The 13,783-nt window shown below is 76.7% G+C and carries 11 protein-coding genes and 1 pseudogene; 7 read left to right on the forward strand and 5 right to left on the reverse strand.

Translation table 11 applies throughout. The features are described 5' to 3' along the window. The first annotated feature begins 6 nt into the window (after nucleotides 1–6). The 3 genes from VER05_RS02590 to VER05_RS02600 all read left to right on the forward strand — a co-directional run bounded on the left by VER05_RS02590 (nucleotide 7) and on the right by VER05_RS02600 (nucleotide 4,754). Nucleotides 7–1,647, forward strand: coding sequence for an amidohydrolase (locus VER05_RS02590; protein ID WP_324843835.1), 1,641 nt, complete (start codon nucleotides 7–9; stop codon nucleotides 1,645–1,647). A 747-nt stretch (nucleotides 1,648–2,394) separates the two neighbouring features. Continuing rightward, nucleotides 2,395–3,960 carry an apolipoprotein N-acyltransferase gene (gene lnt / locus VER05_RS02595; RefSeq protein WP_324843836.1) on the forward strand — a complete coding sequence of 522 codons (1,566 nt, stop codon included), beginning with the start codon at nucleotides 2,395–2,397 and terminating at the stop codon, nucleotides 3,958–3,960. Continuing rightward, nucleotides 3,957–4,754 (forward strand): polyprenol monophosphomannose synthase, encoded by a 798-nt coding sequence (locus VER05_RS02600; RefSeq protein ID WP_324843837.1) that lies wholly within the window; start codon nucleotides 3,957–3,959, stop codon nucleotides 4,752–4,754. The genes lnt and VER05_RS02600 overlap by 4 nt, the downstream gene beginning before the upstream one ends. 77 nt (nucleotides 4,755–4,831) lie before the next feature. Here VER05_RS02600 and VER05_RS02605 read toward each other — a convergent pair whose 3' ends face one another. The 3 genes from VER05_RS02605 to VER05_RS02615 form a co-directional block, all read right to left on the reverse strand. After that, nucleotides 4,832–5,176 (reverse strand): RNA polymerase-binding protein RbpA, encoded by a 345-nt coding sequence (locus VER05_RS02605; RefSeq protein WP_147793582.1) that lies wholly within the window; start codon nucleotides 5,174–5,176, stop codon nucleotides 4,832–4,834. A gap of 233 nt (nucleotides 5,177–5,409) precedes the next feature. Next, nucleotides 5,410–6,510 (reverse strand): glutamate--cysteine ligase, encoded by a 1,101-nt coding sequence (locus VER05_RS02610; RefSeq protein ID WP_324843838.1) that lies wholly within the window; start codon nucleotides 6,508–6,510, stop codon nucleotides 5,410–5,412. Between the two features lie 55 nt (nucleotides 6,511–6,565). Beyond that, nucleotides 6,566–6,856, reverse strand: coding sequence for a DUF4287 domain-containing protein (locus VER05_RS02615; protein ID WP_324843839.1), 291 nt, complete (start codon nucleotides 6,854–6,856; stop codon nucleotides 6,566–6,568). A 116-nt stretch (nucleotides 6,857–6,972) separates the two neighbouring features. Between VER05_RS02615 and VER05_RS02620 the strand changes: the two genes are divergently transcribed. Further along, entirely contained in the window at nucleotides 6,973–7,608 is a 636-nt protein-coding gene (locus tag VER05_RS02620; RefSeq protein WP_324843840.1) for a shikimate kinase, read from the forward strand. Nucleotides 7,609–7,671: 63 nt separating this feature from the next. On the opposite strand, the gene VER05_RS02625 is transcribed toward VER05_RS02620, so the two are convergent. Continuing rightward, nucleotides 7,672–7,881, reverse strand: a complete 210-nt coding sequence (locus VER05_RS02625) for a helix-turn-helix transcriptional regulator (RefSeq protein ID WP_324843841.1) — start codon at nucleotides 7,879–7,881, stop codon at nucleotides 7,672–7,674. Beyond that, nucleotides 7,881–8,360, reverse strand: a complete 480-nt coding sequence (locus tag VER05_RS02630) for a DUF2975 domain-containing protein (RefSeq protein ID WP_324843842.1) — start codon at nucleotides 8,358–8,360, stop codon at nucleotides 7,881–7,883. Before VER05_RS02630 ends, VER05_RS02625 begins: the two co-directional genes overlap by 1 nt. A gap of 121 nt (nucleotides 8,361–8,481) precedes the next feature. On the opposite strand from VER05_RS02630, the gene VER05_RS02635 reads away from it, so the two are divergent. From VER05_RS02635 to VER05_RS02645, 3 genes and pseudogenes are all read left to right on the forward strand, one after another. Continuing rightward, complete coding sequence (locus tag VER05_RS02635; protein WP_324843843.1) at nucleotides 8,482–9,981, forward strand: PQQ-binding-like beta-propeller repeat protein; 1,500 nt, start codon at nucleotides 8,482–8,484, stop codon at nucleotides 9,979–9,981. Between the two features lie 40 nt (nucleotides 9,982–10,021). Further along, nucleotides 10,022–11,212, forward strand: a complete 1,191-nt coding sequence (locus VER05_RS02640) for an epoxide hydrolase (protein WP_324843844.1) — start codon at nucleotides 10,022–10,024, stop codon at nucleotides 11,210–11,212. 148 nt (nucleotides 11,213–11,360) lie between these two features. Further along, nucleotides 11,361–13,744, forward strand: a pseudogene (locus tag VER05_RS02645) (ATP-binding cassette domain-containing protein). Nucleotides 13,745–13,783 lie beyond the last annotated feature (39 nt).

The raw sequence follows: 13,783 nt of genomic DNA on the forward strand, positions 1-13,783 counted from the left end.
TCCCGCGTGAGCACCACCCTGTACCGGGGCGGTGCGGTGGTGACGCCTGCCGTCCTCGCCGCGCCCGCGACCGCCGACGCCCCCTCCGCCCTGCTGGTCGTCGACGGGGCGGTCGCGTGGGTCGGCGGTGCCGACGAGGCGGACGGCCTGACGGACGGGGCCGACGAGGTGGTCCACCTGGGCGGGGCCCTGGTGACGCCCGGGTTCGTCGACGCGCACGCGCACGTGCTGGACACCGGGTTGGTGCGCGCGGGCGTCGAACTCGGCGCGTGCGCGTCGCTCGCCGAGGCCCTGGCCGCCGTGCGGGACGCGGCCGCGGGCGCGGTCGGGCGGCGGCTCGCGGCGGAGGGCGCACCGCTGACCGGCTGGGGCTGGGCGGAGGACGCGTGGCCCGAGGGCCGCCCGCCGACCCGGGACGAGCTCGACGCCGCCGCGGGCGGGGCGCCGGTCTACCTCGGCCGGGTCGACCTGCACGCCGGGGTCGTGTCCACGTCGTTCGCCGAGGTGCTCGGGCTCCGCGCCCTGCCGGGGTGGCGCGCGGACGGGCTGGTGACGGGGGAGGCGCACGCGGCGGCGCGCGCGGCGCTCCGGGACCTGCCGGCCGACGTGCGGGACGCCCGGTACCGCGGCGCGCTCGAGTCGGCGGCCCGGGCCGGGGTGGTCGCCGTGCACGAGCAGAGCGCCCCGCACACCGACACCCGGGCGGGCCTGGCCGCGCTCCTGGCGCTGACCGCCGACCCGGCCGCCGCGCTGCCGCTGGTCGTCGGCTTCCGGGCCGAGCTCTGCGAGACCACCGACGACGTGCGCGCGCTCGCCGCCGCGGTCCCCGGTCTGGCGGGCGTCGGCGGCGACCTGGCGGCCGACGGCTCGCTCGGCAGCCGGACCGCCGCGCTGCGCGCCCCGTACGCGGACGCGCCCGACGGCTGGCCGTACCCCGCGGGCCGGCTCGACCTCACCGCCGAGCAGGTGAGCAACCACGTCGCCTCCGCCACCCGCGCCGGGCTGCCCGCCGCGTTCCACGTCATCGGCGACCGGGCGCTCGACGAGGTCCTGCTCGGGTTCCGGGTGGCCGCCGAGGTCGAGGGCGTGGACGCCGTCCGCGCCGCCGGGCACCGGCTGGAGCACGCCTCGATGCTGGACGCCCCCGCGCTCGCCGCGCTCGTCCTGCTGGGCCTCACCGCGTCGGTGCAGCCGGCGTTCGACGACGCCTGGGGCGGGGACGACGGCGCGTACGCCGCGCGGCTCGGGCGCGGCCGGGCGGCGTCGCTGCACCCGCTCGCCGACCTCCGCGCGGCGGGCGTGCCGCTCGCGTTCGGCTCGGACAGCCCGGTGACGCCGTTCGACCCGTGGGGCGCCGTGCGGGCGGCCGTGCGGCACCGGACGGCGGACCAGCGGCTGCCGGTCGCGGCGGCGCTGGCCGCGCACACCCGTGGGGGCTGGGCGGCGGCGGGCCGCGCGGGCGGAGCCGGGGGCGCTGCGGCCGGCGAGCTCTCGGTCGGGGCGCCGGCGCACCTCGCGATCTGGCGGCTGCCCGAGGGCACGGCGGACCCCGGCGGGGTGCTGCCGGCGCTCCGCGAGGGCGAGCCGCTGCCGGAGTGCGTGCGCACGGTGCGGGCCGGCGTCGTCCTGCACGACGCGCTCGGCTGACCCGCCGACCCGCGCGGCCGCCCGGCCGCCCGGCCGCCGGGCTGCGGCACCGCGCCGCGCTGGTTCCGCCCTGGCCGCCGCCGCGCCCCGAGCGGCTGCGGTGCGCGGCTTCCGCATCGGAGGCGCTGGGGCGTCCGCCGCCCCGAACGCGGAGAGCGCCTCCCCACCCCCGCGTCGCGCGGACGGGTGAATCCGCTGCTCCGCGCGGGGCGCGGCGTCACCCGGGCGGGGGTGTCGGGGGTGCCGCGAGGGGCGATCCCGACACGCCGGGCGACACGCCGAAGCGTCTCGACCATCTGGACAAATCCGGCACGGCGCGACGCGCCTCGCGACCTGCGCGGACGCCGTCCGGCGGCCCCTCGGCGCCCTTGACACCCCCCACCGTTTCGGTAGGTTCTCGGCAGTGGTCCGGCAGAGGCGCCGCACGGTGAGCGCCCCAGGGGGAAGGACGCCCGGACCACGTCGGGCTCCGACCAGGCCCGCGTGTTCACTAGAGAACGGGCTCCGCCCAGGCGGGGTCGTGCGGTACGAAGGACACGCGGGCCGGTCGGTCGGCCTCACCCCGGCCGGGTGGGGCTCGGACCGGCGCGGTGGCTGACGCGACGTCCCCGCGGCGTCGCCGCGGCCCACCCGCGGCAGGCGAGCCCGGGCCCGCTGCGGGCCGCGCACGCCGCGTGGTCGGACGCCGCACCCGCCCCCGACCCCGCGTGGCACCGGCCGGACAGCGAGGTGCCGTACCCTGGCGCGGTGCCGCTCCGTGACCCCTCCCGCTGGTGGAGCGCGGTCCTGGCGGTCCTCGGCGGCCTGCTGACCTGGACCGCGTTCCCCGACCTCGGCTGGTGGTACGCGGCCGCACCCGGGGTGGCCCTGCTCTTCCTCGCGATGCGCCGCGACAGCGCCCGGTGGAACGCCCTGCTGGGCCTCCTGTGGGGTCTCGCGTTCTTCGTGCCGCTGCTCACGTGGGCCGACGTCGCCGTCGGCGCGGTGCCGTGGCTCGCCCTGTCGGTGGCCGAGGCCGGGTTCGTCGCCCTGTTCGGCGCGGCGTGGTCCTGGGCCCGGCGCGGCGAGGCGGTGTGGCGGCGGGCGTCGCTGCAGCTCGTGGTGTTCGTGGTGCTGTGGGTGGCGGTCGAGGAGCTGCGGGGCATCTGGCCGTTCGGCGGGTTCCCGTGGGGCCGGCTGGCGTTCTCGCAGGCGGACTCGCCGGTGCTCGCGCTCGCGCGGCTCGGCGGGGCGCCGCTGGTGTCGGCGGCCGTGGCGGCGGCGGGCGTCGCGCTGGCGCTGGCCTGGCTCGCCGCGCGCCGGTTCGCGCTGCTGCCGCTGCTCGGCCGGGTCGCCCTCGCGGTCGGCGTGGTCGTCGTCGGCCTGCTCGTCCCGATGGACACCCGCGCGGAGGACGGCGCGCTGACGGTCGGGGCGGTGCAGGGCAACGTCTCGCAGCCGGGGCTGCACGCGTTCGACACCCGGCGGGAGGTGCTCGACAACCACCTCGCCGGCACGTACGCGCTGCTCGACCAGGTGGAGCCGGGGGACCTCGACCTCGTGCTGTGGCCGGAGAACGGCACCGACATCGACCCCGAGGTGAACGCCGAGGCCGCGGCGGACATCGACGCCGCCGCGCAGGCGGTCGGCGCGCCGATGCTGATCGGCACCATCCAGTACCCGGAGTCCGGCGGCCGCTACAACACGTCGCTGCTCTGGGAGCCCGGCGTGGGTCCGGTGGCGTCGTACTCCAAGCAGCGGCCGGCGCCGTTCGCCGAGTACATCCCGCTGCGCAGCCTCGTCCGCCCGTTCTCCTCGGCCGTGGACCTCGTGCAGAACGACATGATCGCCGGCACGGAGCCGGGCGTGGTGCCGCTGGAGTCCGCGCGGCTCGGCCGCACCGTCCAGATCGGGGACGTCATCTGCTTCGAGGTGGCCTACGACGGCATCGTCCGCGAGGCGGTGCGCGAGGGCGCCGAGGTCCTGGTGGTGCAGACCAACAACGCCTCGTTCGGCTACTCCGCCGAGTCGACCCAGCAGCTGGCGATGGCCCGGCTGCGCGCGGTCGAGCTGGGGCGGGCCACCGTGCAGGTGAGCACCGTCGGCGTCAGCGCGGTCATCGCGCCGAACGGGACGGTGGCGCAGGACACCGAGCTGTTCACCGCCGACCAGCTCGTGGCCCGGCTCCCGCTGCGGCAGTCGCTCACCCCCGCGGCGGTGCTGGGCGCGTGGCCGAGCGGCGTGGTCGGGGCGCTGGCGGTCGTCATGACCGTCGCCGGGACGGCGGGCGCGTGGCGGGTGCGCCGGGACGACCGCCCGGAGGGCGCGGCGTGACGCCGGCCGCCGGCGCGGGTCCCGCCGGCCGGGTGCTGGTCGTCGTCCCCACCTATGACGAGCGGGACAGCCTGCCGCGGGCCCTGGCGGCGCTGCGGCTGCACGCACCGGACGCGGACGTGCTCGTGGTCGACGACGCCTCGCCGGACGGCACCGGGGAGCTCGCGGAGCGCATCGCCGCCGCCGACGCCGAGGAGCGCGGCCGGCCGGCCATCCGGGTGCTGCACCGCACCGGCAAGCAGGGCCTCGGCACGGCGTACGTGGCCGGGTTCCGCTGGGCGCTCGAGCGCGGCTACGACGCCGTGGTCGAGATGGACGCCGACGGGTCGCACCGCGCCGAGGACCTGCCGCGGCTGCTGGAGCGCGTGCCGGACGCCGACCTGGTGATCGGCTCGCGCTGGGTCCGCGGCGGCCGGGTCGTCAACTGGCCGCTGCACCGCCAGCTGCTCTCCCGGGGCGCGAACACCTACGCCTGGCTCGCGATGGGCCTGCCGGTGCGGGACGCGACGGCCGGGTTCCGGGTGTACCGGGCGGCGGCGCTCGGCGGGCTCGCGCTGGGCGAGGTGGCGTCGCACGGCTACTGCTTCCAGATCGACATGGCCTGGCGGGTGCTCCGGGCGGGCGGCCGCGTGGTCGAGGTTCCCATCACGTTCGTGGAGCGGGCGGAGGGCCGGTCGAAGATGAGCCGGTCGATCGTCGTCGAGGCGCTGGTGCGCGTCACCGTGTGGGGCGCGCAGGAGCGCGCGCGGCAGGTGCGCGACCTCGTGCGCCGGGCGGCGCGCCGCCGGGGCTGACCCGGGCGCGTGGCGCACGACGACGGGCCCCGCACCCGAGGGTGCAGGGCCCGTGCTCACGGCCTCCCGTGGAAGGCTCAGGCGCTCCGGCGCAGCTTGCCGGCGCGGAGCAGGTCGAGGCGCTCGTCGAGCAGCTCCTCGAGCTCCTTGATGGTGCGGCGCTCCAGCAGCATGTCCCAGTGGGTGCGCGGGGGCTTGGTGGCCTTCGGCTCCGGCTTGGACGCGTCGCGCAGCAGCGCCTCCTCGCCGCACCGGCACTCCCACACCACCGGGACGTCGGCCTCGACCGAGAACGGCAGGATGATCGTGTGCCCGTTGGGGCAGTCGTAGTACGCCTGGAGACGCGGCGCGAAGTCGACGCCCTCGTCCGTCTCCATGCTGTGGGACCCGATGCGCATACCGCGCAGGGACCGGTTCGACATCAGGGACCTCCGTGCCTTGACGTACAGACGTATCGCTTGTTCGGTGGGGTCAACGTCCGGGGACCGTTCAGTGTTCCAGTCTGGCGTGAAGGTCCCGTGAACGCGCGGCGAGGGCGGGCGGGTGACCCTGGGCACAGCCGGCGCGCGCCGCGACGACGCAGGTCAGCGGGCCGGCGCCGCCGTGTCGCGTGCGTCACGCCGGGCCCCGGGGCCGCCCCGTGGCCCCCGATCCCTCAGCCGAGCGTGCTCCGCACCGCGCGTCGCACCAGCTCGGCGTCGTCCGCGCCCTCCTGCCGCCAGCGTCGCTGCTGCTGCGCGCCGTTGCCGCGGCGGAGCAGCGTGGCGAGGTGGTCGCGGACCCAGGGCAGGTCGCCGGAGCGCTCGAGCGCCGGGGTCACGTGCCGGACGAGCTCGTCGACGGCCTGCGCCGCCGGGACCGGCCGCGCGGTCAGCGGGCTCACCAGGTCGCCGGTCAGCCCCGAGCGCGCGGCGCGCCAGCCGGCCACCCGGACCTCCTCGGCGCGCGGTTCCGGGCCCAGGTCCCGGTCGCCGCCGTCGGCCGCCGTGTCGGCCAGGCCGCGGACCAGCGCGCCGAGCAGGACCGCGTCCTCCGGGTCGAGGCAGACGTCCGCGACGCGCACCTCGACCGTCGGGTAGCGGGCGGACAGCCGGGCGTCGAAGTAGACCATCCCGGTGTCGAGGATGGTGCCGCTGTCGACCAGCGACTGCACCGTCGCGCGGTAGGTCGCGGCGTCGCCGAACGGGGCCGTCGCGCCGGCGGTCGGCCAGCGGCCCCAGACCTGCGAGCGGAAGCTCTGGTAGCCCGAGTCGTCGCCGCGCCAGTACGGGCTGTTCGCGGACAGGGCCAGCAGCACCGCGTTCCACCGCCGCAGGTGGTCGACGACGCGCACGCCCTCCTCGTCGTCGGCGACCTCGACGTGCACGTGGCACCCGCAGGTGAGCTGGTCGCGCGCCGTCTGCGCGAACGCCGCGGCGATGTCCTGCGCGCGCCGGTTCACGACGACCGTCGGCTCGACGTCCCGGGGCGAGGTGGCCAGCGCGGCGAGGCGCGCGCCGGCGTGCTGCGCGGAGGAGTCGGCGTGCCACCGGCCCGCGCGCACCTGCTCGAGCAGCGCCGTCAGGTCCGTGCAGGGGTGGGTCGACGTCTCGATCTGCTCCTGGGCGAACTCCTTCTCCAGGTTGCCGCCCGGCTCGCCCGCGTCGTCCTCGCCGTCCTGGGACGACGCGTGCTGCAGCACGGCCGCCGCGACGGCCCGGGGCGACCCGTCCTCCGCCACGAGCAGGAACTCTTCCTCGACACCGATCGTCCTCACGCCGGAAGTCTGACCGCCGCCCTCGCATCTGTCCTGCTGAGCGGCCCGCGGCGGGTCAGCTCGGCCTCGTGGCCCTGCCGTCCAGCCAGAGCGTGCCGGACTCGTCGCGGTGGCTGCCGGTCGTGCCGACGTGCTTGGCGTCGATCTGCGGGCCCTTCTTGATGACGTGCACCAGGGCCATCGCGTGGCCGCGGCCCAGGCCGTAGTCCTCGGCCAGCCAGGCGACGATCGCGCCGGCCTTCACGTCGGCGCCGTCGAGACCCCGGGCCCGGGCCTCCTCGACGAGGGCGCGCGGGGTCCTGCCGGTCTTGTCCTCGATCGCGTCGAGGTAGGCCTGGAACGACATCGGTCGGGTCCTCTCGGTCCGGCGGGCTGCCGCCGACGAGTGTGCCAGCCGCGGTCGGGGCGGCCGGGCGCCGCGCCGGGCCGGGCCGCGCGCGGCCCGTGCGGCAGACTCGGCCGGTGCCCTCCGAGCCCGCCGCCGTCCCCGCCGCCGCGCCGTCCCGGCCCCGCGGGCCGCTGCTCGTGCTCGTCGGCCCGGCGGCGTGCGGCAAGTCGACCGTCGGCGCCGCGGCCGCCGACGCGCTGGGGGTGCCGTTCGTCGACGCGGACGAGGCGGGCGAGCGCTACTACCGCGAGGTGGGCTGGGACCTCGACCGTCTGCGGGAGCGGATCGCCGCGGTGGGCCGGGCGGCCGCCGAGCGGGAGTGGGAGCCGGCCCGGGCGCACGCGGTCGGGCGGCTGGTGGCGGACCACCCCGGCGCGGTGCTCGCGCTGGGGGCGGGGCACACGTCGTACGGCGACCCGGCGCACCGGTCCGCGGTGGCCGCGGCGCTGGCGCGGGCCGGGTCGGTGGTGCTGCTGCTCCCCGCGGCCGTGCGCGACGAGGCCCTGCGCGTGCTCCGGGCGCGGTCGCTCGCGACGAAGGGGACGGACTGGGTCCGCGACGGCCACGACTTCCTCGCGGGCTGGCTCGACGACCCCGCGCCGCGGGCGCTGGCGACGCACGTGCTGGTCACGGGGGAGGAGCCACCCGCGCGCACCGCGGACCGCGTCCGGGCGATCGCGCGCGCCGGGGCCCCGTCGAGCGGGCGGTAGGTGTCCCTACCGGGCCACCGGAGGGGACACCTGCTGCCCGCTCGGCGGGACGGGCGCGCGGGCTCACTCCTCCTCGACCCACTCCAGGAGGTCGCCCGGCTGGCAGCCCAGCACGCGGCACATGGCGTCGAGCGTGCTGAACCGCACCGCCTTGGCGCGGCCGTTCTTGAGCACCGCCACGTTCGCCGGAGTGAGCCCGACCCGCTCGGCGAACTCGCCGACGCTCATCTTGCGGCGGGCGAGCTCGACGTCGATCCGCACGACGATCGGCATCAGATCACCTGGTCCAGGTCGGTGCGCAGCGCGGTGGCCTGGCGCAGCAGCGCCCGCAGGACCAGCAGCACCAGGGCGACGACGGTGACGACCGCGGTCGCGAGGAACAGCAGCATCGGCAGCCCGGGGTCGTCCGCGTGCAGGCCCACCCAGAGCAGCACGCCGACGAGCACCAGCCAGCCGGCGGCGACGGCCCACACGATCGCGTCGACCCAGCCGAGCGAGGCCTCGGTGAAGATCCGGTCCCGGCGCACGAGGGTGAGCAGCCGCCAGGTCGCCACGATCACGACCTGCACGCACAGCACCCAGAACACGGTGATCGCGGTGGCGGGCCACCGGAGCGCCGCGTCCTCGGGGTTCTGCTCGGCGAGGTACCGGAACTGGCCGGGCAGGGACAGGGTCTGGAAGACGACCAGGATCCCGAACAGCACGACGAGGGCGATGCGGAGCAGGGCCGTGGCCCAGCGGTCGAGTGACATGCCATCGAGGATCGCGCGGAATCGATCGAATATCAATAGGGATCGCGCGGCGTCACCGCATCTGCACCATCCGGTCGCGGAACGCGCCCGCGCGCGTGCCCGGAGCCCGTAGGTTGCGGGCATGGCCGGCCAGGAGGCGATGCGGGAGGTCGAGCTCCGCGAGGAGCCCGACGCCTCCGCCGCGGCCGAGGGCGGGGACGCCGGCGACGCCCGCCGGCGAGCCCGGCGCCGGCGGCTGCTGCGCTGGTGGCCGGCGGCCGCCGCCGCGGTCGTCGTCGCCGGCACGGTCCAGGTGGTGCTGGACGCGCGCGAGCGGGACCGCGTCGCCGCCGCGCGGGAGGTCGAGGGCGTCGTCCGGTACGACGTCGGGCCCGACCTGCGCGCGACGCCGCTCGGCGAGGACGAGGCCGACCCGCGCCCGACCGCGGGCGTCGAGGCGGGCGGCCTTATCGTGGCCGGCGAGGGCATCGACTTCGGCCGACCCCGGGCGGTCCTGGCGGTGGAGCCGGGCAGCGGGGCGGAGGTCTGGCGCACGGAGGTGGAGACGCAGGCCGAGGCCACCGCGCAGCCCACCATGCGGGCGCCGGAGTGCTGGCCGGCCGGCCCGGCCGGCCGGCCGGGGGTGGCGCGGGTGCGGTGCCTCGTGGCCGACCGGCCGGCCACGCTCACGGGCGACGGCGGCTGGCGGGAGGAGCCGGCGACCCGCAGCCGGCTGCTGACGTTCGACGCCGCCACGGGCGCCGTGGTCGCGGAGCGCGAGGTGGCCCCGCAGGTGTCGGTCACCGCCGACGACGCCCTGCTCGTTCTGGGAGAGGTGCTCCCGGGCGGCACCGTGCGGGTCAGCGCCGAGGACGTGGCGACGGAGGAGCCGCTCTGGTCGGCGGAGCTGGCGGGGCTCCTCCTCGACCCGATCTTCGACCCGCAGCTCCAGCCGGCGGGCGACCACGTGCTCGTGTGGGCCGGCGGGCGCGTGCACGTGCTCGGTGCGGCCGACGGCGCGGTGCAGGCGGCGGGCAGCCAGGTCTGGGTCGGGCGCGGGGGTGGCCTGCTGGTGCAGGACGGCGACCCGGGCTCGGTCCGGCTGGCGGGGGCCGACGGCAGCGGGACGGCCGTCGTCCCGGCGCTGCCGGTGCAGCTGGCCGTCGACGACGGGTCGGTCCCCGGGGTCGAGATCCTGTGCGCGGTCGTGGACGGCGACCGGACGCTGCGCGCCGTCGACGCGGACACCGGGCGTGCGCGGTGGCAGTCGACCCTCGACGGGTCGGTCGACGGCGCCCTCGTGCTGCTGGACGGCGTGCTCTACGGGGTCGACGCCACCGCGGCCTGGGCGGTCGACGCCCGGGACGGGCACCGGGTGTGGCGCACCACCCGGGAGGTCGGGCCGGACGGCGAGCCCGTGCGCGACGTGTCGGGGAACTGGCTCGCGCCCCTCACCGACGGCCGGTCGCTGCTGCTCGTCGAGCAGGACCGCGACGGCGCGGGCCGGATGGTCGCGTGGTCGCTCCGCTCGGGCGCGGCGCGGTGGCGGGTGCCGCTGCCCCCGGAGGCCGGCGGGTGGGTGTACGCCTGGGACGGCGCGCTGTACGCGGGAACCGAGGAGCCGGTCCGGATCGGCGGCTGACCCCTCCCGCGCGCGCGTCCTCCGGCCCTACGGTGACCCCATGCCGCACGCCGAGCACGGCCCCGCCCCCGCGACGCCCGAGCCGTTCGCCCCGCGCGCGGACCCGGCTGCGCTCGACGACCTGCGCCGGCGGCTGCGCGCCACGCGCTGGCCGGACGTCCCCGAGGACGCGGGCTGGTCGGCCGGGGTGGACGTCGCCTGGCTGCGCGACCTCGCGCGCACCTGGGCGGAGGACTTCGACTGGCCCGCGCGCGAGGCGGAGCTGAACCGGCTGCCGCGGTTCCGGGTGCGGGTCGGGGGGCTCGGCGTGCACGTGGTGCACGCGCGCGCGGTCGCGCCGACCGGGCCCGTGCTGCCGCTCGTGCTGACCCACGGGTGGCCCGACTCGTTCTGGCGGTACTCCGAGGTGGTCGACCTGCTCGCCGACCCGGGCGCGCACGGGGCCGACCCGGCCGACGCCTTCGACGTCGTGGTGCCGGACATGCCCGGGTTCGGCTACTCCGACCGGCCGGCGACGGCGCTGGACTCGATCGCGGTCGCCGGGCTGTGGGCGGAGCTCATGACGACGCTGGGTCACGAGCGGTTCGGCGCCGCCGGCGGGGACATCGGCAGCCACGTCACCCGGTACCTGGCGCTCGACCACCCGGACCGGGTCGTCGCGGCGCACCGCACCGACGCGGGGATGCCGGGCCCGCACGTCGACCCCGCCGCGGTGACCGACGAGGAGCGCGCCTGGATCGCCGAGGGCGCCCGCTGGGTCGCGGCCGAGGGCGCCTACGCGATCGCGCACCGCACCAAGCCCGACACGCTGGCGGTCGGGCTGACCGACTCGCCCGCGGGCCTGGCGGCCTGGGTCGGCGAGAAGCTCCGGTCCTGGAGCGGCGGGGGCGGCGACCCCGAGGGCGCGCTGACCCGGGACCAGATCCTGACGAACCTGACGATCTACTGGCTGACCGGCACCATCGGGTCGTCGATGCGGATGTACCGGGCCAACGCCGCGATCCCGCCCGAGCAGCTCGCGCGGCGGGTGGAGGTGCCGTCCGGGTTCGCGATCTACCCCGACGACGTCGTGCGGCCGCCGCGCGCGTGGCTCGAGCGGAGCGCGAACGCCGTGCGGATCACCGAGCCGCCCCGCGGCGGGCACTTCGCGCCGATCGAGGAGCCCGAGGCGTACGCCCGGGAGCTGCGGGAGTTCTTCCGGCCGTTCCGGGCGGCGCTCGCCCGACGCTGACCGCTCACCCCTGCGGCGCGGGCCCCGCGCGCCGCCGCTACCTGGACGGCGCCCGGGTGGTACGCAGGGGGCGGCTGGTCCTTGCGCGCGGGCGGGCCGCGCGGTCACCCTGGTTCGCCACCATCGCGACATCCCGGACGGAGACCCCATGACCGCCACGCGGACGGAGGCGGCGACGCCGCCGCACGTCGCCGACAGCCACGACCTGATCCGCGTGCGGGGCGCGCGGGAGAACAACCTCAAGGACGTCGACGTCGAGATCCCGAAGCGCCGGCTCACGGCGTTCACCGGGGTGTCGGGCTCGGGGAAGAGCTCGCTGGTGTTCGCGACCATCGCCGCCGAGTCGCAGCGGATGATCAACGAGACGTACAGCGCGTTCGTCCAGGGGTTCATGCCCACGCTCGCCCGCCCGGACGTCGACGTCCTGGACGGGCTGACGACCGCGATCATCGTCGACCAGGAGCGGATGGGCGCCAACCCGCGCTCGACCGTCGGCACCGTCACGGACGCGAACGCGATGCTGCGGATCGTGTTCAGCCGGCTCGGGCAGCCGCACATCGGCTCGCCGCAGGCGTTCTCGTTCAACGTGGCGTCGGTCAGCGGCGCGGGGGCCGTCACGTTCGACAAGGGCGGCGTCCAGACCAAGGAGCGGCGCGAGTTCAGCGTCACGGGCGGCATGTGCCCGCGGTGCGAGGGCCGCGGCGACGTCCAGGACTTCGACCTCAGCCAGCTGTACGACGCGGACAAGTCGCTCGCCGGCGGCGCGCTGACCGTGCCCGGCTACACGATGGACGGCTGGTACGGCCGGATCTTCGCCGGCAGCGGGTTCTTCGACATGGACAAGCCCATCCGCGACTTCACGAAGCGCGAGCTGGCGGACCTGCTGCACAAGGAGCCGACCAAGATCAAGGTCGAGGGCATCAACCTCACCTACGAGGGGATCATCCCGAAGATCCGGAAGTCGATGCTCGCCAAGGACGTCGACGCCATGCAGCCGCACATCCGGGCGTTCGTGGAGCGGGCGGTCACGTTCACCACCTGCCCGGAGTGCGGCGGCACCCGGCTGAACGAGGGCGCGCGGTCGTCGAAGATCCGCGGGATCAGCATCGCGGACGCCTGCGCCATGCAGATCAGCGACCTGGCGGCGTGGGTGCGGGGCCTCGACGAGCCGTCGGTCGCGCCGGTGCTCGAGGCGCTGGGGGAGACCCTCGACTCGTTCGTGGAGATCGGCCTCGGCTACCTGTCGCTCGACCGCCCCTCGGGGACGCTGTCCGGCGGCGAGGCGCAGCGCACCAAGATGATCCGGCACCTCGGCTCGTCGCTCACCGACGTCACCTACGTGTTCGACGAGCCGACCATCGGCCTGCACCCGCACGACATCCAGCGGATGAACGAGCTGCTGCTCCGGCTGCGGGACAAGGGCAACACGGTCCTGGTCGTCGAGCACAAGCCCGAGGCCATCGCCGTCGCGGACCACGTGGTCGACCTGGGCCCCCGCGCCGGCGCCGGCGGCGGGGAGATCGTGTTCCAGGGGACGGTCGACGAGCTGCGGCGCAGCGGCACGCTGACCGGGCGGCACCTGGACGACCGGGCGTCGCTCAAGCCGGCCGTGCGCACGAGGACGGGGGTGCTGGAGGTCCGCGGCGCCTCCTCGCACAACCTGAAGGACGTCGACGTCGACCTGCCGCTCGGCGTGCTGACCGTCGTCACCGGCGTGGCCGGGTCGGGCAAGTCGTCGCTGATCCACGGCTCGGTGTCGAAGCGGGACGGCGTCGTGGCGATCGACCAGGGCGGGATCCGCGGCTCCCGGCGCAGCAACCCGGCGACCTACACCGGCCTGCTGGAGCCGGTGCGCAAGGCGTTCGCGAAGGCCAACGGCGTCAAGCCCGCGCTGTTCTCCGCGAACTCGGCCGGCGCCTGCCCGACCTGCAACGGCGCGGGGGTCGTCTACACCGACCTCGGGATGATGGCCGGCGTCGCCACCACCTGCGAGGAGTGCGAGGGCCGCCGGTTCCAGGCCTCCGTGCTGGAGTACACCCTCGGCGGGAAGGACATCAGCCAGGTGCTCGCGATGTCCGTGACCGAGGCCGAGGCGTTCTTCGGCGAGGGCGACGCGCGCACCCCGGCGGCGCACGCGGTGCTGGACCGGCTGTCCGACGTCGGGCTCGGCTACCTCAGCCTGGGCCAGCCGCTCACCACGCTGTCCGGCGGCGAGCGACAGCGGCTCAAGCTGGCTACCCACATGGCGGAGAAGGGCGGCGTCTACGTCCTCGACGAGCCGACCTCCGGCCTTCACCTCGCCGACGTCGAGCAGCTGCTCGGCCTGCTCGACCAGCTCGTGGACTCGGGCAAGTCGGTGATCGTGATCGAGCACCACCAGGCGGTGATGGCGCACGCCGACTGGATCATCGACCTCGGCCCCGAGCCGGCCACGACGGCGGCCGGATCGTCTTCGAGGGCACGCCCGCCGACCTCGTCGCCGCCCGATCGACCCTCACCGGCGAGCACCTCGCGGCCTACGTCGGCGCCTGACCCACGTCAGCCGGCCGGCAGGAACGTCTTGCGGCGTTC

The organism is Cellulomonas sp. (assembly GCF_035634735.1).
Classification (GTDB): domain Bacteria; phylum Actinomycetota; class Actinomycetes; order Actinomycetales; family Cellulomonadaceae; genus Cellulomonas.